The following is a 21,901-nucleotide window of genomic DNA, read 5'->3' on the forward strand; positions in this document are numbered from 1 at the left end:
GAGGAAGTGATCGCATGAACACATCGACGATCGTCTCCGTCAACGGCCGCCCCACCCGCGTCCGAGCCGAGGGAATCCCTGAGAACCCGCCGGTGCTCTTGCTGCACGGCATCGGACGCAGCCTCGAGGACTGGGACCCGCAGTACTCGCGGTTGTCCGGCGCATACCGGGTGATCGGTCTCGACCTTCCCGGCTTCGGGTATTCAGCACGGCTGCCCGGGCCCGCCACAGTCGAGGTGCTCGCCCGCGGCGTCCGTGAAACCCTCGACGCACTCGACGAACACCGGCCCGCGCATGTCATCGGCAATTCCTTGGGCGGGGCGGTCGCCCAGCAGCTCGTCGCGGTCGAGCCGGATCGGGTGGCCAGCCTGGTTCTGGTCGACAGTGCGGGCTTCGGATCCGAGGTGGCAGCTCTGCTGCGGATACTGGCGCTGCCGGGCATTGGCCGGCTCGCTGCCCGCCACACCACCCGGGCCGGCGCAGCCCTGGTCGAACGCCTGATCTTCGCCGATCCCACCTTCGTGACGAAGAAACGCATTGACCTCGCGATGGACATCGCTCGCCAACCCGACCCCGCTGACGTGTTGTACGAGCTGGTTCGCGCAGAGATCGGGATCCGCGGCATCCGGCCGGCCGGGCGTACCGAACTCATCGCCGCGGCCAATCGACACCCTCGGCCGACCCTGATCATGTGGGGCGAGAGGGACCGGGTTCAGCCTGCACGTCACCTCCACGCTGCCCGGAGCATGTACCCGCATGCCGAGACGCATCTGTTTCCGGGTGTCGGCCACATGCCGCAACTCGAGTGCCCCGACGACTTCGCGACCCTCGTATCGGCCTTTCTCGCCGATGCCGCCACTGCGGACCAGCTCGAGTAGGGCGGCCGTCGCCCGACTCCTTTCCGTGGTCGTCGATGCGTCCACCAGCATCGCTCCCGACGGGCCTGCCGGCGGGGTGCAGCGATCGGTCAACGCTGGCGCCCCGTCGCTCCGAGCCAGATCCACAGCGACGATGCTGCGCCGGTCAGGCCGGCGATGGCGAGTGCTGACGGGCCCCATTCGACGACGAGAGTCGAGACGTGAGTGCCCGTAGCAGGGAAGGTCAGTTCACAGCGCGACGCGACGATGACAACCCAGGCCTTGTGGAAGAGAGCGGGGGAGGCCACCACGCTGTCGTCGCCGGCCAGCATGGATGGCGGGATGATCGGCTGCGAGATGCAAACTTCGATCGGGGCGTTGACGAAGAACGCAGCGGTGTAGACGACGAGGCCGGCGGCGATGCCGAGCAGTGCGAGCGCTTTGCGCATCTGGCGGCTTCCCCCGGGTCGTTGTGGCGCGGCCCCGGCTCGCCGCCGCTGGTGGGCGTCGGGTCGTTCATTGCTCTGGGCTGCAGGGATGGCGCGTCTCGGTGCGCGATGTCGTTTGTCTAGTTGATGCGCAGACTGATGTAGGACATGACCGCCGCGAAGGTCAGGATGGGGACGCCCCAGGCGAGGCGTGCCCGTTGGTAGCGAACCCAGGTTCGGGCGATCTCAGTGAAAGTCATTCCCCGCCAACTGGGTTGACGCATCTGATGGCCCCCTCGTCTGCTGCCGATCGCCACCGTATCAAGTGCAGCGGAAACGGTCGTCTGCAACTGCGACCTGCACTGGTGGCCCGTCCCGGTGGGCAGCATTGGCGCGTTCGTCGTACTGGCGTGTCGGACCGGAGCGATCCCGTCGTGCCGTTGGTGGATGAACGTGTTCCGCATGTTCCGGAACCGAGGTGGACTTCGAGTCCGGGGCAGGTCAGGTGTCCAGGATCGAGATGCAGGACGGGTCGCCCGGACGCCCGTGCCGGCCTCTGGTGGAGATCGGATTCGCCTCCGGGCCCGATCGCCCGTTTCGGTGGTTGACAGCCCGCCGGTCGGCGGCGTACCCACGTACCGTGGAGGCATCGGGACAGTCGACGGAAGTGACGGTTGGATGACGCTCGCCGTACCGGGCATGGTCGGTAACCTGCCCATCGCGTTGACCAGTTTCGTCGGCCGCCGTCGTGAGTTGACCGAGGCGCGGCGGCTGCTGGCCACCTCGCGCTTGGTGACGCTGACCGGGATCGGCGGGGTAGGCAAGACCAGGCTTGCGTTGAAGGTCGCCGAAGATTCTCGAAGGGGCTTCGGTGATGGCATACGACTGGTCGAACTCGCCGAGGTCCACGACCCGGAGTCTCTGAAAGACGCGGTCGCGATCGCCGTCGGATTGCGCGTCCGCGCCGCCCGCCCTCCCCTGGACATGTTGGTGGAGTACCTCGCGCCGCTGCGGCTGCTGCTGATCATGGACAACTGCGAGCACCTGGTCGAAGCGGTCTCGCCACTGTGCGAGGTGCTGTTGCGCAGGTGCCCTGAGGTTCGAATTCTGGCATCGAGCCGCGAGCCGCTGGGTATCGACGGGGAGGCGGTCCTGCGGGTTCCGCCGTTGTCGGTCCCGGATCCGGGGCATGCACCACAGTTGGAGGGACTTCCGCAGTACGAGGCGGTCACGTTGTTCGTCGAGCGTGCCGCGACCGCCGTTCCCGAGTTCCGGCTCACCGAAGAAAACCAGGGCGCCGTCGTCGGGATCTGTCGCCAGCTGGACGGTCTGCCGTTGCCGATCGAACTGGCGGCGGCACGGTTGCGGGCGATGTCGGCGGAGCAGATCCAGGAACGACTGACCGACCGCTACCGGTTGCTGAACAGGGGAAGTCGTTCGGCTCCGACGCGGCAGCAGTCGCTGCGTGCGTGCGTCGACTGGAGTCACGATCTGTGCTCGGAGCAGGAACAGAAGCTGTGGCACCGGCTGGCGGTCTTTGCGGGCAGCTTCAAACTGGACGCGGCCGAGGGCGTCTGCTCCGAGGGCTTCGTCGACGGCGAGCTGTTGGATGGCGTGGCCTCCTTGATCGACAAGTCGATACTGATCCGTGAGGAGCCGGGCCGTGCCGTGAGGTACCGGATGTTGGAGACGATCCGCGACTACGGCGAGGAGAAACTCCGTGAGACCGGCGAGCACACGGCTTTCCTGCGGCGATACCGCGACTGGTACGAACGGCTTGCACTGCAGGCCGCGGACGAGTGGATCAGCGCTCATCAGGGGGCGTGGATCGCCCGCCTCGAACGTGAACAGGCAAATCTGCGCGACGCGCTGACCATCAGCCTCACCGGGGACGAGGAGGACGCCGCGGTCGGGCTGCGGATGGCCACCGCGTTGTATCCCTTCTGGCTCTCCCGTGGCCGGCTGAGTGAAGGACGCCGCTGGCTGGAACGTGCACTGGCCTGCCCGAGCGCGGCCACGACGGCGGAACGCGCCGAGGCACTGTATGCCTGCAGCGCCCTCGCCTCGATGCAGGGCGATGTCCGGGCCGGGATGGCCCGCGTGAAGGAGGGGCGTGAACTGAACCGGGAGGGCCACGATGCGGTGTCGGACGCCCTGATCACTCACGTCGAGGGCCTTCTGTCAGTCGCAGCCGGTGACTTCGGTCGAGGGGTCGAATGCCTGGAGGCGAGTCTCCGGGTATTCCGCTCGAAGGGCATGCGACTGCAGATCGTCGAGGACCTGGTCGGTCTCGGGTTGGCGACGGTTTTGCTCGGCGACGCGGAACGGGCTGCCGCGTGGCACACGCAGGTGCTCGCGATCACCGAACCCTGCGGCGAAGCCGTCTTCCGGACCTACTCGTTATGGGCCACGGGTATGGCGGAGTTGCAGCGGGGCGACCCCGCGCGAGCGGTCTCGTTGTTCGAGGAAGGACTGCGGTTGACGCGGTCGGTGGACGACCCGCTGAGCGCTGCCTGGTTCCTGGACGTGCTGGCATGGATTGCGGCCGCGGCGCAGGAGTTCGGACGAGCGGCGACCTTGAGGGGTTCGGCCATGGCGATGTGGCAGATCGTGGACGGACCGACGGTCCGATTTCCCAGCCTGCTCGTTCACCGCGACGAGTGCCGGCGCCAGATCGTCGGTGCGATCGGCAAACGGGGGTACGAGGCGGCACTTCGCCACGGCCGGGAAATGACATTCGAGGGAGCAGTCGCGTTCGCACTCCGAGAGGAGGACGTAGCGGTTGAACCCGAGCCGGCTGAGGTCGCGCCGAACCTGACCCGACGCGAGCGACAGGTTGTCGATCTGGTGGCGCAGGGACTGACAAACAAGGCGATCGCCGAACAGTTGGTCATCTCTCCGCGCACCGCTCAGGGGCACGTCGAGAACGTGCTGACCAAGCTCGGCTTCACCTCCCGGACCCAGATCGCGGCGTGGTCCGCCGAGCGCACCCGGGATCGGTAGGTGAAGTCGGGTCCGAGTGCCGTCTCGTCGCCGGAACAGCTGGGGGTGGAGCGAGTCTTGTGCGCAGCGCGTCCGCGTCGGCGAGGATGGGTCCGATCACTGAATCGAGGAGAAGGAGTCGACGCGATGACGAAGTACCTGATCTCGTTCCCGAGTGGCGCCATGGACATTCCCGACGAGGGTCTGCAGGCAGTTTCGGATTCGTCGCACGCGATGGTGGAGGAGGCGAAGGAGGCCGGCGTCTGGGTGTTCGGCGGTGGAATCGACGAGAGCGTCCCGCCTGTCCTGGTCGATGGGGATGGCACGGTGACCGAGGGCACCTACCCGCAGACGAAGCAGCTCGAAGGCGGCTACACGGTACTGGAGTTGCCCTCCCGCGAGGCGGCACTGAAATGGGCCGCGAAGTTCGCGGTTGCCTGTCGGTGCGCGCAGGAGGTGCGCGCGTTCGGGTACGATCCCGCCAGCTGACGGGGTTCGACCTCCCGGGGAATCGCATCCTGGCTTTGGCGCGGCGAGCACCGCGCGCGGGTCATGGACTCGCTTCCTCCTGACGGCGCACCATCTCGGTGATCCAGCCGGGCGCGAACGGAGACGTGCAGTTCGGGGGAGTCGGGTAGTCCTTCAGCACCCCCAGGCGCTCGCCGATGTCGAGTGCGCGGGCGCGGTGCTCGGCGTGCTCGATCCCGATCTGGGCCAGGCAGTGGTTCATCGCCCACTGGAGGCGATCCGGGGCGTCACTCATCTGCGCCTCGATGACGTCGAGCAGTCCCGCGAGGTCGAGGCCCTCGGGCTTCTTCGCCACGCGTTCGGTGGTCAGCGCCCAGCCGGCGCTCGCGACCACGGGATCCGGGTCGGCGGACCAGGCCACGCGCAGCTCCTCGGAGTGCGGGTTCTTCTTCACCACGTAGTTCACGAGCCAGTCGTGCACCTTGGGGGTGCGGGCCTCGCGCAGCATGACGTCCAACTCGTCGCGCTCGAACGCCTTCGGGCGGCAGATCAGGATCGCCAGCAGCCTCGCCGCGGTGTCGCCCGTCGCCCAGAGCTCGCGCGCGAGGTCCGGCTGCGTCTTCAGCCGCTTCGCGATCGCGCGCAGCTTGCCGAGGTTCACGCCGTGATCGTCGCCGTGCTTCTCGTTCACCGCGCGCGCCTTCGGGTCCTCGAGCGCGGCCAGCTCGGCCATCACCTCGCCCACCGTCGGAACGGCCACCGTCTCGTCCGCCACCTCGGCCTCCTGTCCGTCACCTGTGGGAGTCAGCGTAGGTGGAAACCGCGGCCGATCGGGCGATCGGCCCCGGTCGTGGGCGTCGTCCGAGCCCGGCCGCCGTGCGCGGAAACTGGTACTAGAGTTCTCTGATACTTGCGGTTACAGTAACTGCCGTGAGGTCGAGTTCCCCCGGAGCGATGTCCTCTGAACTGACTCGATGCCTGGGCCGACGGTCGGGGCGACCGGAACGACGGAGGAGACTCGGATGACAATCTCGGCGGAGCGCACCGGTTCGGCCCGGCCGCTGGTGGACTCGGACGCGGCCTACAACGAGATGCTCGTGCGGCTGTCGGAGGGCTCGGTGCACAAGCACTTCGACCCCTTCGAGGACATCGACTGGGACGCGCCGGACTTCGCCGTCGTGCCGAACGACCCGCGCTGGGTGCTCCAGAAGGAGACCGACCCGCTCGGCGGCCACCCCTGGTACCAGGCGCAGCCGCTGGACAAGCAGATCGAGATCGGGATGTGGCGTCAGGCCAACGTCGCCAAGGTCGGCCTGCAGTTCGAGAACATCCTGATCCGCGGCATGATGCAGTACGTCTTCTCCACCCCCAACGGCTCTCCCGAGGCCCGGTACTGCACGCACGAGGTCATCGAAGAGTGCAACCACACGATGATGTTCCAGGAGATGGTCAACCGGATCGGCATGGACACCCCGGGGATGAGCCGACCGCTGCGGTTCGTCGCCCAGTTCCTGCCGCTGGCCGGCAACACCCTCCCGGTGATCTTCTTCATGGGCGTGCTCGCCGGCGAGGAGCCGATCGACCACCTGCAGAAGTCCGTGCTCCGCGAGGACGGCGTGATCCACCCGATCATGAAGGGCGTCATGGCGATCCACGTCGCCGAGGAGGCCCGGCACATCTCGTTCGCGCACGAGTTCCTGCGTCGCCGCGTCCCCATGATGTCGCGGCCCGGCCGCTTCGTCGCCTCGCTCGCCATGCCGCTGATCATGCGGATCCTGTGCGACGCCATCGTCGTCCCGCCGAAGCAGTTCTGGTCGGAGTTCGACATCCCCGCGCAGGTCAAGCGGGACCTGTTCTGGCGCAGGCCCGAGTCGCGTCAGGCCCTGCGCAACTACTTCGCCGACGTGCGGATGCTGGCCCACGACAGCGGACTGATGAACCCCGCGTCGAGGCTGGTGTGGAAGGCGCTGAAGATCGACGGCAAGGCCTCGCGCTACCGCAGCGAGCCGTCCCGCGGCACGGACCGCGTCGCCGCCTGACGCGTCCGGAACCCGCCACCCAGCTCCCCAGATCGGAATCCCCCCCATGCCCCATGTGGTGACCCAGTCCTGTTGCAGTGACGCCTCGTGCGTGTACGCGTGCCCGGTCAACTGCATCCACCCGACGCCGGACGAGCCCGACTTCCTGACGGCGGAGATGCTGCACATCGACCCGGCGGCCTGCGTCGACTGCGGGGCGTGCGTGTCGGCCTGCCCGGTGGACGCGATCGTCCCGGAGGCGAAACTGGCGCCGTCGCAACGGGTGTTCCTGGAGATCAACGCGGACTTCTACCGGACCCAGCGGGACCGGCCCGTCCTGGCGCCGGTGGTCCCCGCGCCGACGGTCCGCGGCGGCCGCGCGCCGCTGCGGGTGGCGGTCGTCGGGTCGGGCCCGTCGGCGATGTACGCCGCCGACGAGCTGCTCACCCAGCCGGGCGTGCGGGTCGACGTCTTCGACCGGCTGCCGGTGCCGCACGGCCTGGTGCGCGCCGGCGTGGCGCCGGACCACCAGAAGACCAAGCAGGTCACCGAGCTCTACGACAAGATCGCCGCCCAGCCGGGTTTCGAGTACTACCTCAACGTCGAGATCGGCCGCGACCTCTCGCACGACGAGCTGCTGGCGAGCCACCACGCCGTGGTCTACGCGGTGGGGGCGTCGTCGGACCGCAAGCTCGGCGTCGAGGGGGAGTCGCTCGCCGGCAGCGCCTCGGCGACGGACTTCGTGGCCTGGTACAACGGCCACCCCGACCACGCGGGCGACACCTACGACTTCTCGCACCGGCGGGCGGTCGTCGTCGGCAACGGGAACGTCGCGCTCGACGTGGCCCGGATCCTGACCATGGACCCGGAACTGCTGGCGGGCACCGACATCGCGAGCCACGCGCTCGAGGCCCTGCGGGCCAGCAAGATCGAGGAGGTCGTGATCGTCGGACGCCGCGGCATCGCGCAGTCCGCGTTCACGGTGCCGGAGTTCGCGGGCCTGCTGGAGACCCCGGGCATCGGCGTGGCGGTCCGCGACGGCGACGACGTGCTGGACCCGGCCACCGAGCGCGCCGTAGCCGACGGCACCCTCTCGCACGCGGTGGAACACAAGCTGGCCCTGCTCGGCTCCCTGCGCGCCCGGTCCGGGGATATCGGCCGGAAGATCACCCTGCGGTACCTGTCGAGCCCCACCCGCATCGTCGGCGACGACCGGGTGACGGGAGTGGAGTTGGTGCGCAACGCCTTCGCCGTCGGCGAGGGTGCCGAGGTGGGGATCGAACCGACCGGCGAGGTTGAGGTGCTCGACGCCGGACTGGTGCTCACCTCGATCGGCTACCGGGGTGTGCCGCTGGCCGGGGTGCCGTTCGACGACGCGGCGGCCGTCATCCCGAACCGCGAGGGCCGGGTGCTCGACGGGCCCGCCGGTGCGAGGCTGCCGGGCGCCTACGTCACCGGATGGGTCAAGCGCGGGCCGACGGGCTTCATCGGCACCAACAAGTCCTGCGCGCAGGAGACGGTGAATGCGTTGGTGGACGACTACAACGACGGCCTGCTCGCCGACCCGCGGACCGGCACAGCGGAATTCGACGCGCTGGTGCGGTGGCGTCAACCCGCGGTCGTCGACCGGGCGGGCTGGCAGGCCATCGACCGGGCGGAGCGGGCGCGCGGCGCCGACCACGACCGGGCCCGCGAGAAGATCACCGACACGGCGGAACTGGTGTCGATCGCCGCCGCGGCGCAGCGTGCCCCGGCGGCCCGCAACGGCGGCCGCAGCCTGATGCGCGGTCGCCTGCGGCTGGTCCGCGACTAGGAGACCCGGAAGACGCCGAACCCCGGGTTCACCGGCACCTGAGGCCAGGTGCAGCTCCCAGACCAACGCCGTCGTGATCCGCGGAGTCCGCAGCTCCCTCAGCGCGCGGTGGCCGACCGCCCAGCCGAACCCTACGGTTCGAGGTCGGTGACGAGGGTTCCTTGGTGGTAGAGGATCTTCCAGTCGCCTGCGCCGCGCTGCCATACGGTCACCCTGCGGGTGAGTCTGGTGTCCTGCAGGAGTGTGTAGGTCAGCAGATAAGTGGCCGAGGCGATCTCCCGTAGCCGGAATTCGCTGGTCTGCCAGTCGCCGCCGAGCTGGCCCGAGGGCTCTGACGCGTATCGCTGCTCGAGGACCGACCAGACATGTTCGCGGCTGTAGCGGCGGCCGGAGGCGCCGGTCTCCCAGAATTCCGGGTCGGTGAGTCGATTGAAGTCTTCACGTGAGGTGCCCAGCTCCGGGTGGTGGAAGATGGGCTCTCGACGTTTGAGCTCCTCGAGCAGTTCGTGGAGTTCGGAGTCGGTGTTGTGGTCGGGCTCGCTCGCGGCATGTTCCACGGCGTCGAGTATTCGGCACCTGCTCGTGTCAGGCCAGTCCTGTGCCGCTGAGGATTTGGGGGGGTGGGCGACAGCAAGTCACACGAAGTGGGCCCACAAGGGCGGTAGCGCGGCGGACGGTGTCCAAACTTCGGTGCTGCGACACGTGGGCAGACACCGGCGGGAGACCTCGACGTACCCATGGAACCGAGGGACCTTCTCGTAAGTGGTCAGCAGGCGGCCCCTACGTGCGATGGTGGGCTCGGACAGGGGTTGAGGTGACCGGAGGGGAGCAAACGGTGCAGGTACGTCGTGCGATAGCGGGTTTGGCAGTAGCAGGTCTTGCTCTCGCAGTGGTGGGCTGCGGCAGCGGAGGCAATGAAGTTGCCGCTGCGGGAACAGACATCACCGTGGCGGCGGAATCCATACCCATTCCCGACAAGGTGGTCGTACACCGACCGGGCCGCGTCGACACCAACATCTCCCCTGATGACGTACCTGCATGGCCGGGACCGCACCCCTCCGAGTTCCTCGAGCCCAGCCCACCGTCGGGGGAAAGTGGTGAGATCGTCGGCGAACAAGCTCGGGCGGTGTATGTGGCGGCGCTCGACAATCCAGACGCGCTGTGGAACGTGGGAGGCATTGTGCAGTGGCTGGTCGTCGATTCTCTTCCGTGAGGTCCTCCGCTACGACGTAGTCCTCATCGACTGCCCACAGTCGGCCGGCTCGACCACCGAACTCGGGATCCTCTCGGCCGGATGGGTGATCTTCCCGGCACACCCCGAACTCCTTGGCACCGTCGGCTTCGCAGACGGCGTGTGGGCAGTCCAGCAGTTCGCCGAGGCGTGGCAGCACCCCGGGCCGTTGCCGGTGTCGTCTTCACGAAGGTCAACCGCACCACCGAGCACCGGGACGGCATCGAGGGGACCGTCGACTTCGTCACCCAGACCTGGCCCGAGTCGGGGTTCGACGCCGACGGTCCGCGCGACGCGTTCGCATCGGGTGTCTGGTGCCCGCCGCGCAGCCGGGACCCGTCGACCTGTACCGGGAACACCGTGTACACGCTCAGCCCGTACAGCACGGCCGAGGCGGCGTCGCCGAGCGTCGCCTCCGCGACATCGACGATCCGGTCACCGAAGTACACGTGGGGATGTGGGGTAGCCATGGCGCGCGATGCTGTCGACTTCGTCGGCGCTCCGGAAACCGAATTTGTGCCCCGCGCCGCGAATCACTGCTCCGCCCCGGCAGACTGACCCGCATGCTGCATCTACGGATTCTGGCGCCGAGCGACCTGACCGACGACGCCCTCCGGATTCTGGACGAGGAACCGGGTGTCAGCGGCCTTGCGGTGCTGCGCGGCGCCGCCCTGCGTCCGGCGGGCGACGTCGTGTACGCCGACATCGCCCGGGAGGCGGCCAACGACGTGATCGACCAGCTGCGGGCCACCGGCCTGCACCACCGCGGCAGCATCGAGATCGAACCGGTGCACGCGTGGCTCTCCCGCAGCGGATTCGACGCCGAACTGAGCACACCCGGCAGCAGCGCGGACTCCGTGGTGTGGGCGGAGGTCGCGCAGCGCTCCTACGAAGAGACCGAACTCAACTGGACCTATCTGAGCTTCATGTCCCTGGCGACCCTGCTGGCCGGGATCGCGATCATCACCGACTCGCAGATCCTCGTGATCGGGGCGATGGTGCTGGGGCCGGAGTTCGGGGCGATCGCCGCGCTCGGGGTCGCGCTGGTGCGGCGACGGTGGGTGCTGCTCGCGCTCGCGGTTCGCACCCTCGTCGTCGGGTTCGTGGTCGCGATCGCGGTGACGGCGATCCTCGCGCTGGTCGGCCGGGGGCTGGGCTGGGTGACGATCGAGGACGTCACCGGTCCGCGGCCGGACACCGCGTTCATCTACAGCCCGGACAAGTGGTCGTTCATCGTGGCGGTGATCGCGGCCGCCGCAGGCGTGCTGTCGCTGACCTCGTCGAAAATGGCGGGGCTCTCCGGGGTGTTCATCTCCGTGACGACGGTACCCGCGGCGGGAAACGTGGGTCTGGCCCTGGCATTCGGGGCCAGCCACGAGATCTGGGGCAGCAGCCTGCAGCTGCTGCTGAACCTGTCCGGCATGGCGTTGGCCGGCTGGGCGACGCTGGCGATCCAGCAGGCGCTGTGGACGCGGGTGTCGGTGCGCCGGGCCCGTGCGCTCGACCGGGTCCGCCGGATGCTCTGACCAGTCAGGAGTTGCGCCGGGCCCTCTCCGCGCCGAGCGTCTGTTCAGCGGACACCGGGTCGACGGCAAGTCATCCATGGCTGACCGCGGGTCCGGGCGACACCGGTCGTGTTGTGCGCCGGCCTCGGTATGAATCAGTGGCCGAGTCGCCGGCGAAGAAGTAACGCCGAAGGCCCGCCCCAGAATTGGGTGCGGGCCTTCGGCGTGGATGCGGTGAGCTGGCCGTGCCTTAGCTGCCGAAGAGCTCGCCGAGGCCCGGGCGGACCGGATCGACCTGGGGGACGGCGACGACGGTGGACTCCTGTTGCACGGCGAACGCAGTGATGGCCGGGATGCCCGCCAGGTAGTCCGCGATGCCGGGGTAGTCCGAGACCCACATGGTCATGGGGTCGGCGACGGGGCTGCACGAAGCCAGGACGACGTAGGAGCCGTCGGGGATGGCTGTGACGGTCTGAGTCGCCGTGCCGGGCTGGATCTCGCCGCTGGTGGCCAGTGTCTGGCCGGCGCGCAGGATGTCCTCGACCGGTGGCAACACCCCGCCCGGTGCCGGCGCCAGCGAAGTCGCGCACACCAGGGCGGTGCCGGAGTTGTTGTTGATCGTGTTGGTCACCGCCGATCCGCTGACCTCGTAGGCGAAGGTGACGTCGTCGGCGGCGGCGGCAGAGGCTAGTGCCGGGGTGACGACGGCCAGTGGAATCGACGCTGCCGCAATGAGTGCGGCGCGGATGATCAGTCGCATGCAGGTGTCCTCTTCGTCCGGTTGAGTTCCGTTTGCGATCCTGCACGACGTGTAACCGGACGCCATTGGTCTTGGCCGAGGACGAGCGCGCCGGCAGCAGCACTGTTTGTGCGTGAACTGCGGGGATGGCGTCGCTCTCTTCGTTCTCCACCGGCAAGGGCGATGGGCGTGTCCCGGAGCCGGTGTCGGCGGACGCGGCCAACGTCCGCGTTGGACCTACGGCGACGGGAGATCCGACGGCGTGCGGACGATATGCGAGCACCAGCGGACTGGGCATTGTTCGACTGGATGCAACAGTGGACGCCCTGCCGCCGCCGCCGACGACGCCACGGACTCGCGCCCGTCGTCCCCGCGCCTACGATGCGTGACATGACCGACAGGGAAGTGGCCTTGCATGTCGACGACGATGGCTTCGTCTGCCTCGTCGCCCCAGACACCTATGCCGGGTTTGTCGACGCCGATTGGACCCTTGACAAGCTGCTTGCCCGTTTTGTCGAGCAGATGAACCAAGGGACGCTGTTTGTCGCATTCCCCGGCCCCGACCATGCGCTGGAGCGCTTGACGTTTGGCGCGAACCTGCCCTCCCAGCAGGTCCAACGTGAGGCTTCCAACGTCGTTCAAGTTGGGCCAGAAGGCTTGTGGCTCACCGACTACACCGGGCTGACGATGGCCGCCCAGTTCGCGGACACAGGCCCGACCACGAACTACTCGGTGAAGCTGCCAGTCACGCCGGGACGGTATCTCGTTCGCCTCCACGAGTCTGACGGCGCGTTCCATTTGACTGTTTCGCCCGTCGACGCAAACGCGACCGTGCCACTTCGAGCGGTTCCGTGGTTCGAACTCTGATACTCCTGTAAACGGACTGCCTACGGGCCGCGGCTGTCGTCCGTCCCGTTACCCCAGCGACGGGAGATCCGGAATGTGTGGACGGTATGCGAGCACCAGCAGTCGCCAGGACCTGCTCTCGACCTTCGCAGCCACCGAAGCGGTCGGGGAGGAGTTGCCGCCGTCGTACAACGTCGCACCGACCCAGCGGGTGAACGTGGTGCTCGAGCGGGCGCCCCAAGGAGAGCCCGTGGGTGCCGCTCAACGTGGGAGGCATTGTGCAGTGGCTGGTCGTCGATCTACTTCCGTGAGGTCCTCCGCTCGGGCGGTCGCGCACCGCACGCGTCGCCCACGAGGCACATCCAAACGTGCACAGCGCGGTGCCCGGCCGCCGCTGTCCAGCAGTGCCCAGTGAGAGCAAGGCAACCCGCGGACCGGGAGAGATGAGTCTCGTCGTCGATCGCGAATCGCCGGCCTCGCTCCGGTCGGAGTTTCGGCACGGTCCAGGTACCGCATTCCGCGAAATTGCGGAAACCGAACATGCGGCCCACCCGCGACCGTGCCCGCGAGGATCGCCATCACCGCGAACAGCAGGGTGAGCCCGCCCGCCCAGACGATGAGGCCACCAATCAGCGGCCCGAGGGGCTGCCGCCGATCGCGCGGTCGCCGCAGGGGACCGGAGGCAGCTTCGGTGGCCGCGGAACTTGCAGACGCACCCTTCGCAAACCGAGGCCAACCCGGGGCTGACGCGTGCCTGCGGGACGCGGGCGGTTGCGGTCCCACGTACGGGGAGGTGCCGCTGGCATGGGCACGCGACGAGGGCGCGGCGGTTGCGGCGGCACGCGAGCGCTTTCGCTTCGCCGTGTCGGTTGGCCGGTGCTGGCCGAGTTGCAGAGCCCGGCCGCCTTCGAGGCAGCGAGCGAGTTGGTGACCGAGAACCACATGCGGAACCGATTCGGCTGCGGCCCGGATGTCGGTGCGCATCTCCCGGTCATACAGCGGTTTGTCGACGCCGGGTTCGATCGCCTCGCGCTCCTGGACGCCGGACCCGACCCCGACGGCTTCCGCGACTTCTTCGCCACCGAACTGTCGTCCCCGGCCCGGTCGTTGACGCCCGCGCGACGATCGCGTTTACGCGGGTCTGCTGCCGGGGTAGACAGTCGCAACTGAAGCACAGGAGGCGCGCCATGGGTACTTGCGAGAACTGCGGAAACGACTACGACAAGACGTTCACGATGACCACCGTCGACCGCTCCGGGGTATTCGACAGCTTCGAATGCGCCGCACAGGCGATGGCACCGCGGTGTGCCCGATGCGGATGCATCATCCTCGGGCACGGCGTCGAGGCTGCTGACGGTGTCATTTACTGCTGCGCGCACTGCACCCGCGAGGCCGGTGTCGTCGGCATCGCGGACCGGGCTTGATCGCTCAGTCGCGCACGATGCCGTCGAGCGGTTCCGGCCTTCGATGTTGTTCGATCAGTGCGCGCGCCATGGGCTGCGCCCGTCGCGCCGCTTTCGTGTCACCCTCCACCGCGGAGATTATCGCGCCCTTCATGAGGATGTGCCACGAACAGGCGAAACCCTCCGGGTCGCTCAGGCCGGCGCGCTCGGCACGTTCGCGCACAATGCTTCGGATCGTTTCGAGATGGGCGATGCAGGCTTGACCCGCGATGCTGTCGGGACCCAATTCGAGCAGCACCGAGATGAACGAGCATCCATCGAAGCCGGCACGGTCGGCAAAGAGGTCGTCGAAGACGTCGAAGATTGCCAGGAGTTGCTGTTCCGGTGTTTCTCCTCGGGCCCGAGACCGGTCGTCGACCAGTGCGAAGGTCCAGGTTGTTTCGCGAAGCTCGAGGAAGGCCAGAACAAGGTCGTTCTTCGTGTGAAAATGCTGGTAGAGCGTTGCCTTGGCCACGCCCGACTTTGCGATTATCTCGTTGATGCCGACATCGCGAATACCCCGTCTGGCGAACAGACGGTAGGCCGTGGTGAGGATGCGCTCGCGCGCGCCACCCGACCGAATCGGCGGGGATTCGAGCAGCCCGATCACAAGGTCCAGGGTACCCAAAATCAGCGGTGTACAGACATGTCTGGGCGTGCTACAACAGAGGAGGTTGAGAGCACAGCCGAACAGGTCCCACGCGACGTGATTGGCCGAGATGCGATCCCCGTCTCGCCGCAAATCGGCTTCTGGCCAGTGCGGGTCATCCGGAGCATGTGGACCGAAACTTCACGTTGTCAATGGAGGTTCGTCATGCCCGCTTCTACCACTCTCGTAGGCCGACTCATGGCCCCTCGCCCGGATCGCCCGGCGTACCGTCCGCTGGATCGCGGCGGTCGTTGTCATACTGTGGTGGTCGCTGTCCGCGGGGATCTCGACGCGACGGGCATCGACGACTTCAACAGGGTGCTCGATGTCGCTTTCGCGACCTGCTATCACGGGGTGGTAGTGGACCTCTCCGAGACTGACTTCATGAGCATTGGGGCTGCCGCCCAGTTGGCCGAGGCCAAACGGAGGGCTGTCCGCTCGCGCCTCGACATGGCGCTGGTCTCGAGTACACCGGCAGTCGCACATGTTCTGCAGGTGACGGGGCTGCGCCCCCTCTTCGGCGAGTACCCGTCGATCCGAGCGGCGGTGTCGGCGGAGTCGGCCGTGGAGGCGACCGACGATCGGGAGGGACTCGACCGCGACCGGCAAACGCTTGACGTATAGCCGGTCGGACGCGAGAACTGCTGTGTAACAGCATCTTTGAGGCCTGACCCGAAGGCTGGACGGCGCACTGCGGTCAGGGAGGTCACTTCTTGCCGCGGGCGGGGGACTTCGTTCCTGAACGGGACTTGCCGGTTCGGGCCTCGCCCTTCGCCCCACCGGTAGCTGTGGCCTTCGTAGCTCTCCGCCTGCCACCGGCGGTGGACTTCCTGGTGGTGCGCTTGCCTTGGCGGGTGCCCTTGCCCGGTCCGCCGCGCTTGCTTTTGCCGGTCGCGTCGACGCTGGCCTGCAACGCGGCCAAAAGGGTGGCGACGTCCTCGTCCTTCGCCTCGGTCGGAGCCGGCTGCTCGATGACATCATGGCCCTCTGTCTTCGCCTCGATCACCTTCTCGAGGGCTGTGCGGTAGTCGTCGTGGAACTTCTGCGGATCGAACACCGGCTCCGACATCGCGTCGACGAGGGAGCTGGCCATCTTGGTCTCGCGCGCTTCGAGGTGGGGGCCGGAGGAGGTCAGGAAGTCGAAGTCGGGTTCTCGGACTTCGTCGGGCCACAGCATGGTGTCGAGCATGATCAGGTCGCCGTAGACCCTCAGCACGGCGAGGGACTCGCGCTGCCGAATGGCGATCTTGGCGATCGCGACTTCGCCCGACTTGTTCAGTGCCTCGCGCAGCAGCACGTACGGCTTGACGGTCGGCAGCGGTAGCGCGGCAAAGTCGTCGTCTGTGAGAACTACTGTCCCTTCAGGTGTCTCGACGCCCTTCGCGATGTCCTCGTAGGGAACTTCGTCGCCGTCGACCTCGCAGATCCGACGGTAGTGGATACGGCCGCCGTCGCTGATGTACCTGATCGGAGGAGACGTCCTTGTCCTCGGTCGCTGCATAGAGGTTGACCGGTATCGCGACCAGCCCGAACGTCACGGTGCCCTTCCACATGGGTCGCATCTGTCCGCCTTTACTCCTTCGGTGTAGCCGCGATGAGAAAGTCACGGCGTCGCTGCGGCCGGTAGTCCGTCAGGTGGATGCCCGCTCGGCTTCCGCACGAAACCCCAGAGGCGGTTTGGCGCGGCACTGGATGGGGTATTGCAACTTCATGCCAGAGGCCAGAAGGTCGGGATCCAGCGAAGCCGACGTGGATGCTCCCGTGGAAATGCGCGTCGCCGCCGACATGGCTCAGTTGTCGGTGGTGCGTGCGATGGCCGAAACCGTTGCGGTGCTCAACGAGTTCAATCTCGACGAGGTATCCGACGTCAAGCTCGCTGTCGATCAGATCTGCTCGGATCTGATCGCCGATGCGATCGACGGCGCCGACCTGACGTGCCGATTCCAGCTGGCCGGGGACGTCCTGTGGGTACGGGTTTCGACGGACACCCGCTCAAACGCGGTCCCTGATACGCAGAGCTTCGGGTGGCACGTCCTGCGGGCCCTCACCGATTCGATCGCGGTGACACGAGACCCCCTCAACTCGGCAGGTCCCGGCTATCGCACAACCGTAGAGCTGACGAAGCTCAGGATCGGGACCTGAGTGCAGTCCGAACCCGCCGAACAAGGCCGACATGGCGCCTCCGAGACGGAGGACTACCGATCCGAGACGGACTACCGGGACGTCATCGGTCTGTTCGAACGTGCGGCGGAGACGAGCCCGGATGACGGTGGCGCGTTGCGCGACGAGATCGTCACACGATGCCTGCCACTCGCCGAGCACATTGCCCGCCGGTTCTGTGGACGGGGCGAACCGTACGACGATCTCCTGCAGGTTGCCAGGCTCGGACTGGTGAACGCAGTGGACCGATTCGACGTCGGCCGCGGATCGGACTTCGTCTCCTTCGCCGTACCGACGATCATGGGCGAGGTCCGCCGCCACTTCCGCGACACCGGGTGGGCGATGCGTGTTCCCCGGCGGTTGAAGGAACTGCACCTTCGAATTTCGAAAGCGGTCGGCACGCTGTCGCAACGGCTCGGGCGCGCTCCCACGGCCGGCGAGATCGCCGCCGAGATCGGAGTAGGAATCGACGAGGTGTCCGAGGGGCTGATCGCGGGCAGTGCCTACCAGACCGTCTCGATCGACGGGACTGTCCGCGGCCCGCCGGGGCACGAGACTCCGCTGGTCGACACGCTCGGCTGTGAGGATGCGGCACTCGAGACGGTCGAGGACTTCACCGCGGTAGGTCCGGCGCTGGCACGGCTGCCCGAACGCGAACGCACCATCCTTGCGCTCCGGTTCTACGGATCCATGACACAGACCCAGATAGCCGACCGTATGGGCATCTCCCAGATGCACGTGTCACGAGTCCTCGCGAAGACGCTGAACCACCTTCGTGAGGAGTTGGGTGGGGACTGAGGTTCGCGCACGGGCCAGCCTGTCTGCGCTGCGCCCTTTGGCGCAGTTTCTCACGAAGGCACCGCGGTGGTCATGTCTGCTCGCCCCCTGGATCGCCGTCACCTCTCAGTTGCCGCGCAGCGTGTTCGGCGGCCGGGTTCGCGGTGTCCTGGAGGGTCCGTCTCGCCGCCTCGGTGACGAGTTTGCGCGGATCCCGATAGCATTCGAGTGCGTCGCGTTGCCAGCGCGCCCCGTTCCCGAGTTCGCGCTGCCGGTCCAACATGGTTCGGACCCAGCGGTATTCACCGAGCTCGTCCAGGCAGTCGCGGGTGTGATCGACGAGCCGTGCCAACGCACGGGTGGCCGGTATCGACCCGGAGGTGCACGGATCGATGGCCTGTCCGTCCATGCCGTTCCTGGCGGCGAGCCAGTTCGCGGCCCGCAGGGTCTCGTAGTTGACGGTTGCCGGCGGATCGCCGCGCCGGATCGACATGAGCGCAGTCATCACGAGGGCGCGGATCAGGGTTGCAAGTAGGACCGCCTCGTCGACGGTCGGCTGTACGTCACACACACGGATCTCGACGGTTGGCAGGTGACACGACGGGCGGACGTCCCAATAGACCATGCGCTCGTCGAGGATCAGGCCGGAGTCGACCATGGTCGCGACTGCAGCATCGTACTTCTCGATCGACGCGAAGTACGGTGGCGGGCCTGCCGCGGGCCACCGGGACCACAGGATCGACCGCCAGGCTGCGAATCCGCTGTCGATGCCACAGTGCACGGCGGAATTCGCGCCGAGGGCCAGGAGAGTGGGCAGCCACGTGCGGATGTGGTTACACACCTGGATTCCGGTTTCACGATCAGCCACGGAGACGTGCACGTGGCATCCGCAGATACCCTGCTCGATCGTGAGGATGCCGAAGCGCTGGGACATCTGTCGATATCTGTCGCAGTCGCTGACCGGAAGTCTCGGCGGCCCGATCATCGGTGTGCCCACGGCCAGCAATTGACAGTCGTTGCGCAGGGCTGCCGCCGCGGCGATCGATCGTCCCTCGAGAAGACACGTACGAAGCCGGCGCGAATCGGCACAGACTGGCGAATTGATCTCGACCTGGCACTGGGACAGTTCCAACTGGAGGTCGGCGCCCAGCCTGGACGCGGTCGCCGCGACGGCGACATTCCGCATACTCGGTTCGCCGCTCACCGGGTCTACGAGGAGGAACTCTTCCTCGACGCCCATCGGCGGGGCTGCGGACGGGCCACCATCGCGGGGGCAAGCCTGGGTCGGGCTCATCTCGGGAGATTGCCCGCAGGGCGCGAGCTGAAACACGCGAGCTGAAACATAGGACTGGGGCTGCAGGGATTGGTGCCACCCTTGCCGATGCCGGAAGGGTGGGGCCCAAAACGGGCGGATGCTGTCGGATCGTTGCGTTTGGCCCGTGTGGTGGGCGGGTAGTCGGGTGGCGGCGACCCCCGTTGTCGCCGCGACCGCGAGTTCTCGGAGGTGCACGGACATGACAGACCGCGGAGCCGCCGGCCATGGCGCCGGTGGACAGGTGGGGCCGGACCCGAAGGACGAACAGCTTGACGCAGCGCGGGTGAACCACTGCGCCGGCCACCTGACCACCGACCAGGGGGTGCTGGTCGACCACACCGATGATGCGCTGAGCGCCGGCGAACGAGGACCAACTCTGTTGGATGACTTCCACTTCCGGGAGAAGATCACCCACTTCGACCACGAGCGGATCCCCGAACGGGTGGTGCATGCCCGCGGAGCGGGCGCCTACGGGGTATTCCGTCCGTACGACCGATCACTCTCGGAGTTCACCACCGCCGAGTTCCTCACGGACCCCGACGTCGAGACGCCAGTGTTCGTCCGATTCTCCACCGTCGCGGGGTCTCGCGGCTCCGCCGACACGGTCCGGGACGTGCGGGGGTTCGCGACCAAGTTCTACACCCGCCAGGGAAACTACGACCTTGTCGGGAACAACTTCCCGGTCTTCTTCATCCAGGACGGCATCAAGTTCCCGGACTTCGTCCACGCGGTCAAGCCGGAACCGGACAACGAGATGCCTCAGGCTCAGTCGGCGCACGATACGTTCTGGGACTTCGTGTCGCTGCAGCCGGAAACGCTGCACACCGTCATGTGGCTGATGTCGGACCGTGCGCTGCCGCGTAGCTACCGGATGATGCAGGGCTTCGGGGTGCACACCTTCCGCTTCGTCGACGACGACGGCCGAGGGACGTTCGTCAAGTTCCACTGGCGTCCGGCGCTCGGCACGCATTCGTTGGTGTGGGACGAGTGCCAGCAGATCGCGGGCAAGGATCCGGATTTCAATCGCCGCGACCTGTGGGACGCGATCGAGACCGGACAGTTTCCCGAGTGGGAACTGTGCGTCCAGCTGGTCGCGGAGGCCGACGAGCGGTCGTTCGACTTCGACCTGCTCGACGCCACCAAGTTGATTCCCGAGGAGCTGGTGCCGCTGCGGAAGGTCGGCCGGATGACCCTCAACCGCAACCCGGACAACTTCTTCGCCGAGACCGAGCAGGTCGCATTCCACACCGCAAATCTCGTGCCGGGCATCGACTTCACCAACGATCCGCTGCTGCAGGCCCGCAATTTCAGTTACCTCGACACGCAGTTGATTCGGCTCGGCGGCCCCAACTTCGCCCAGCTGCCGGTGAATCGGCCGATCGCCGAGGTGCACACCAGCGAACGCGACGGGTACGGGCAGCACACCATCGCGCAGGGGCGCACCAGCTATACCGAGAACAGCCTCGGCGGTGGCTGTCCCGCGCTGGCCGGCGAGGGCGCGTTCCGGCACTACACAGAGCGGATCGACGGCCGAAAGATCCGGTCCCGGAGCGGGAGCTTCAAGGACCACTACAGCCAAGCCCGCCTGTTCTGGAACAGCATGAGCGAGATCGAGCAGGACCACATCGTGACGGCATTCGGTTTCGAACTCGGCAAGGTTCGTTCCCACGAGGTCCGTGAACGTGTGCTGGTGCAGCTCAACCTGATCACGCATCTGCTCGCCGAACGAGTGGCGCCGACGATCGGACTGGCCGTGCCGGCGCACGACCTGATGATGGGAAACGGGCTTTCTTCCCCCGCGCTCTCACAGGTGGGCAAGCCGACCACAGGAATTGCGACCCGCAAGATCGCGGTGCTGGTGGCCGACGGCGTCGACGTCGTAGGCGTGCGGCGGTTCACCGAGACGATGGCAGAGATGGGGGCGACCGTGGAACTGCTCGGTCCCACCGAGGGCACGGTGGCCGGCGGAACTGGCGGCGAACTCACCGTCGATCGTGCGATCAACACGATGGCCTCGGTTCTCTACGACGCCGTGTTGGTCCCGTGCGGGCCTGCGAGCAACACAGCGCTCGCGGCGGATGGTGCCGCCGTGCACTTCGTCACCGAGGCGTACAAGCACGCCAAGCCAATCGCCGCCTTCGGTGTGGGCCTGGACCTGCTCCGGGCCGCGCGAGTCCAGGAGGACTTGGCCGAATCCGCCGACGTGGTCGAATCGCACGCCGTCGTCACCTCTGCCGCGGCGTCGGATGCATTGCCCTCGAAGTTGTTCACCGCCTTCGCTGACGCCCTGGCGCAGCACCGATCCTGGGACAGAGAAACGGGCTCGGTTCCCGGCTGAGCGCCAGCGGTGGCGCGGGCTTGCCACAACAGGTATCTCTCTCAACCGAAAGCGATCCAAAGGAGAAGTCGAATGCCGCGGAAGGGTTCCGACCCGCACCTGAAGGATCAGGAGGTGTACGAGGAACTTCGCAAGAAGGGTGACTCGAAGGAGAAGGCGGCTCGGATCTCGAACTCGGCCGCAACCCGTGGGCGTTCCAGCATCGGCAGGAAGGGCGGGGCAGCGACGGATTACGAGGACCGCACTGTCCCAGAGCTGAAGCAGCGCGCCAAGGAGGTTGGTCTCTCGGGCTACTCGAAATTGACGAAGAAGGAACTTGTCGACGCATTACGC

The 21,901-nt window shown here is 67.2% G+C and carries 23 protein-coding genes and 1 pseudogene; 17 read left to right on the top strand and 7 right to left on the bottom strand.

Going from position 1 to position 21,901, the window contains the following annotated elements; all coding sequences use genetic code 11:
- The first annotated feature begins 92 nt into the window (after positions 1–92).
- Positions 93–878 (top strand): alpha/beta fold hydrolase, encoded by a 786-nt coding sequence (locus AC1DWC_RS20185; RefSeq protein ID WP_477910931.1) that lies wholly within the window; start codon positions 93–95, stop codon positions 876–878.
- Positions 879–967: 89 nt separating this feature from the next.
- Here the strand turns inward: AC1DWC_RS20185 and AC1DWC_RS20190 are convergent, their stop codons facing one another.
- A complete protein-coding gene (locus AC1DWC_RS20190; RefSeq protein ID WP_477910895.1) occupies positions 968–1,306 on the bottom strand; it encodes a hypothetical protein in 339 nt (112 codons plus the stop codon).
- Positions 1,307–1,963: 657 nt separating this feature from the next.
- Here AC1DWC_RS20190 and AC1DWC_RS20195 point away from each other — a divergent pair.
- Positions 1,964–4,288 carry an ATP-binding protein gene (locus AC1DWC_RS20195; RefSeq protein WP_477910897.1) on the top strand — a complete coding sequence of 775 codons (2,325 nt, stop codon included), beginning with the start codon at positions 1,964–1,966 and terminating at the stop codon, positions 4,286–4,288.
- Between the two features lie 126 nt (positions 4,289–4,414).
- Complete coding sequence (locus AC1DWC_RS20200; RefSeq protein WP_477910899.1) at positions 4,415–4,756, top strand: YciI family protein; 342 nt, start codon at positions 4,415–4,417, stop codon at positions 4,754–4,756.
- Positions 4,757–4,817: 61 nt separating this feature from the next.
- On the opposite strand, the gene AC1DWC_RS20205 is transcribed toward AC1DWC_RS20200, so the two are convergent.
- A complete protein-coding gene (locus AC1DWC_RS20205; protein ID WP_477910933.1) occupies positions 4,818–5,468 on the bottom strand; it encodes a DNA alkylation repair protein in 651 nt (216 codons plus the stop codon).
- Between the two features lie 289 nt (positions 5,469–5,757).
- Between AC1DWC_RS20205 and AC1DWC_RS20210 the strand changes: the two genes are divergently transcribed.
- Together AC1DWC_RS20210 and AC1DWC_RS20215 are read left to right on the top strand one after the other, a co-directional pair.
- On the top strand, positions 5,758–6,774 hold the full coding sequence (locus AC1DWC_RS20210) for an AurF N-oxygenase family protein (protein ID WP_477910901.1): 1,017 nt from the start codon (positions 5,758–5,760) through the stop codon (positions 6,772–6,774).
- Between the two features lie 46 nt (positions 6,775–6,820).
- Positions 6,821–8,566 carry an FAD-dependent oxidoreductase gene (locus tag AC1DWC_RS20215; protein WP_477910903.1) on the top strand — a complete coding sequence of 582 codons (1,746 nt, stop codon included), beginning with the start codon at positions 6,821–6,823 and terminating at the stop codon, positions 8,564–8,566.
- Between the two features lie 131 nt (positions 8,567–8,697).
- Here the strand turns inward: AC1DWC_RS20215 and AC1DWC_RS20220 are convergent, their stop codons facing one another.
- Positions 8,698–9,123, bottom strand: a complete 426-nt coding sequence (locus AC1DWC_RS20220) for a nuclear transport factor 2 family protein (RefSeq protein WP_477910905.1) — start codon at positions 9,121–9,123, stop codon at positions 8,698–8,700.
- Between the two features lie 257 nt (positions 9,124–9,380).
- Here AC1DWC_RS20220 and AC1DWC_RS20225 point away from each other — a divergent pair, with 257 nt between their 5' ends.
- From AC1DWC_RS20225 to AC1DWC_RS20235, 3 genes are all read left to right on the top strand, one after another.
- Positions 9,381–9,779: a hypothetical protein gene (locus AC1DWC_RS20225; protein ID WP_477910907.1), complete on the top strand. Its 399-nt coding sequence runs from the start codon at positions 9,381–9,383 to the stop codon at positions 9,777–9,779.
- 168 nt (positions 9,780–9,947) lie between these two features.
- Positions 9,948–10,355 carry a hypothetical protein gene (locus tag AC1DWC_RS20230; RefSeq protein ID WP_477910909.1) on the top strand — a complete coding sequence of 136 codons (408 nt, stop codon included), beginning with the start codon at positions 9,948–9,950 and terminating at the stop codon, positions 10,353–10,355.
- A gap of 5 nt (positions 10,356–10,360) precedes the next feature.
- A complete protein-coding gene (locus tag AC1DWC_RS20235) occupies positions 10,361–11,323 on the top strand; it encodes a DUF389 domain-containing protein (protein ID WP_477910911.1) in 963 nt (320 codons plus the stop codon).
- A 229-nt stretch (positions 11,324–11,552) separates the two neighbouring features.
- On the opposite strand, the gene AC1DWC_RS20240 is transcribed toward AC1DWC_RS20235, so the two are convergent.
- The gene (locus AC1DWC_RS20240; RefSeq protein ID WP_477910913.1) at positions 11,553–12,062 is read right to left on the bottom strand and encodes a hypothetical protein; all 510 of its coding nucleotides are present in this window, start codon (positions 12,060–12,062) and stop codon (positions 11,553–11,555) included.
- A gap of 369 nt (positions 12,063–12,431) precedes the next feature.
- Here AC1DWC_RS20240 and AC1DWC_RS20245 point away from each other — a divergent pair, with 369 nt between their 5' ends.
- The 4 genes and pseudogenes from AC1DWC_RS20245 (at position 12,432) to AC1DWC_RS20260 (ending at position 14,311) form a co-directional block, all read left to right on the top strand.
- Positions 12,432–12,908: a hypothetical protein gene (locus AC1DWC_RS20245; RefSeq protein ID WP_477910915.1), complete on the top strand. Its 477-nt coding sequence runs from the start codon at positions 12,432–12,434 to the stop codon at positions 12,906–12,908.
- Positions 12,909–12,981: 73 nt separating this feature from the next.
- Positions 12,982–13,137, top strand: a pseudogene (locus tag AC1DWC_RS20250) (SOS response-associated peptidase family protein); the annotation flags it as partial.
- Between the two features lie 626 nt (positions 13,138–13,763).
- Complete coding sequence (locus AC1DWC_RS20255; protein WP_477910917.1) at positions 13,764–14,057, top strand: hypothetical protein; 294 nt, start codon at positions 13,764–13,766, stop codon at positions 14,055–14,057.
- 17 nt (positions 14,058–14,074) lie between these two features.
- Positions 14,075–14,311, top strand: a complete 237-nt coding sequence (locus AC1DWC_RS20260; protein WP_477910919.1) for a hypothetical protein — start codon at positions 14,075–14,077, stop codon at positions 14,309–14,311.
- A 4-nt stretch (positions 14,312–14,315) separates the two neighbouring features.
- On the opposite strand, the gene AC1DWC_RS20265 is transcribed toward AC1DWC_RS20260, so the two are convergent.
- A complete protein-coding gene (locus tag AC1DWC_RS20265; protein ID WP_477910935.1) occupies positions 14,316–14,930 on the bottom strand; it encodes a TetR/AcrR family transcriptional regulator in 615 nt (204 codons plus the stop codon).
- Between the two features lie 312 nt (positions 14,931–15,242).
- Here AC1DWC_RS20265 and AC1DWC_RS20270 point away from each other — a divergent pair, with 312 nt between their 5' ends.
- Positions 15,243–15,602: an STAS domain-containing protein gene (locus AC1DWC_RS20270; protein WP_477910921.1), complete on the top strand. Its 360-nt coding sequence runs from the start codon at positions 15,243–15,245 to the stop codon at positions 15,600–15,602.
- Between the two features lie 82 nt (positions 15,603–15,684).
- Here AC1DWC_RS20270 and AC1DWC_RS20275 read toward each other — a convergent pair whose 3' ends face one another.
- Positions 15,685–16,479 carry a Ku protein gene (locus AC1DWC_RS20275; protein ID WP_477910923.1) on the bottom strand — a complete coding sequence of 265 codons (795 nt, stop codon included), beginning with the start codon at positions 16,477–16,479 and terminating at the stop codon, positions 15,685–15,687.
- Positions 16,480–16,745: 266 nt separating this feature from the next.
- On the opposite strand from AC1DWC_RS20275, the gene AC1DWC_RS20280 reads away from it, so the two are divergent.
- Both AC1DWC_RS20280 and AC1DWC_RS20285 read left to right on the top strand, forming a co-directional pair.
- Positions 16,746–17,120 (top strand): hypothetical protein, encoded by a 375-nt coding sequence (locus AC1DWC_RS20280; RefSeq protein ID WP_477910937.1) that lies wholly within the window; start codon positions 16,746–16,748, stop codon positions 17,118–17,120.
- The gene (locus tag AC1DWC_RS20285) at positions 17,121–17,936 is read left to right on the top strand and encodes a SigB/SigF/SigG family RNA polymerase sigma factor (RefSeq protein ID WP_477910925.1); all 816 of its coding nucleotides are present in this window, start codon (positions 17,121–17,123) and stop codon (positions 17,934–17,936) included.
- Between the two features lie 70 nt (positions 17,937–18,006).
- Here the strand turns inward: AC1DWC_RS20285 and AC1DWC_RS20290 are convergent, their stop codons facing one another.
- Positions 18,007–19,209, bottom strand: a complete 1,203-nt coding sequence (locus tag AC1DWC_RS20290) for a carboxylate-amine ligase (RefSeq protein WP_477910939.1) — start codon at positions 19,207–19,209, stop codon at positions 18,007–18,009.
- A 220-nt stretch (positions 19,210–19,429) separates the two neighbouring features.
- On the opposite strand from AC1DWC_RS20290, the gene AC1DWC_RS20295 reads away from it, so the two are divergent.
- Together AC1DWC_RS20295 and AC1DWC_RS20300 are read left to right on the top strand one after the other, a co-directional pair.
- Positions 19,430–21,568 (top strand): catalase, encoded by a 2,139-nt coding sequence (locus tag AC1DWC_RS20295; RefSeq protein ID WP_477910927.1) that lies wholly within the window; start codon positions 19,430–19,432, stop codon positions 21,566–21,568.
- A gap of 72 nt (positions 21,569–21,640) precedes the next feature.
- Positions 21,641–21,901: DUF7218 family protein (locus tag AC1DWC_RS20300; protein WP_477910929.1), on the top strand; the 261-nt coding region annotated here is incomplete at its 3' end.

Source organism: Rhodococcus sp. P4_C10, from assembly GCF_056402135.1.

Bases quoted from the DNA above. Each gene is read 5' to 3' on its own strand.
- AC1DWC_RS20190 (WP_477910895.1), bottom strand. From the start codon at position 1,306: ATGCGCAAAGCGCTCGCACTGCTCGGCATCGCCGCCGGCCTCGTCGTC.
- AC1DWC_RS20195 (WP_477910897.1), top strand. From the start codon at position 1,964: ATGACGCTCGCCGTACCGGGCATGGTCGGTAACCTGCCCATCGCGTTG.
- AC1DWC_RS20200 (WP_477910899.1), top strand. From the start codon at position 4,415: ATGACGAAGTACCTGATCTCGTTCCCGAGTGGCGCCATGGACATTCCC.
- AC1DWC_RS20205 (WP_477910933.1), bottom strand. From the start codon at position 5,468: ATGGCCGAGCTGGCCGCGCTCGAGGACCCGAAGGCGCGCGCGGTGAAC.
- AC1DWC_RS20210 (WP_477910901.1), top strand. From the start codon at position 5,758: ATGACAATCTCGGCGGAGCGCACCGGTTCGGCCCGGCCGCTGGTGGAC.
- AC1DWC_RS20215 (WP_477910903.1), top strand. From the start codon at position 6,821: ATGCCCCATGTGGTGACCCAGTCCTGTTGCAGTGACGCCTCGTGCGTG.
- AC1DWC_RS20235 (WP_477910911.1), top strand. From the start codon at position 10,361: ATGCTGCATCTACGGATTCTGGCGCCGAGCGACCTGACCGACGACGCC.
- AC1DWC_RS20240 (WP_477910913.1), bottom strand. From the start codon at position 12,062: ATGCGACTGATCATCCGCGCCGCACTCATTGCGGCAGCGTCGATTCCA.
- AC1DWC_RS20245 (WP_477910915.1), top strand. From the start codon at position 12,432: ATGACCGACAGGGAAGTGGCCTTGCATGTCGACGACGATGGCTTCGTC.
- AC1DWC_RS20260 (WP_477910919.1), top strand. From the start codon at position 14,075: ATGGGTACTTGCGAGAACTGCGGAAACGACTACGACAAGACGTTCACG.
- AC1DWC_RS20275 (WP_477910923.1), bottom strand. From the start codon at position 16,479: ATGCAGCGACCGAGGACAAGGACGTCTCCTCCGATCAGGTACATCAGC.
- AC1DWC_RS20280 (WP_477910937.1), top strand. From the start codon at position 16,746: ATGCGCGTCGCCGCCGACATGGCTCAGTTGTCGGTGGTGCGTGCGATG.
- AC1DWC_RS20290 (WP_477910939.1), bottom strand. From the start codon at position 19,209: ATGAGCCCGACCCAGGCTTGCCCCCGCGATGGTGGCCCGTCCGCAGCC.
- AC1DWC_RS20295 (WP_477910927.1), top strand. From the start codon at position 19,430: ATGACAGACCGCGGAGCCGCCGGCCATGGCGCCGGTGGACAGGTGGGG.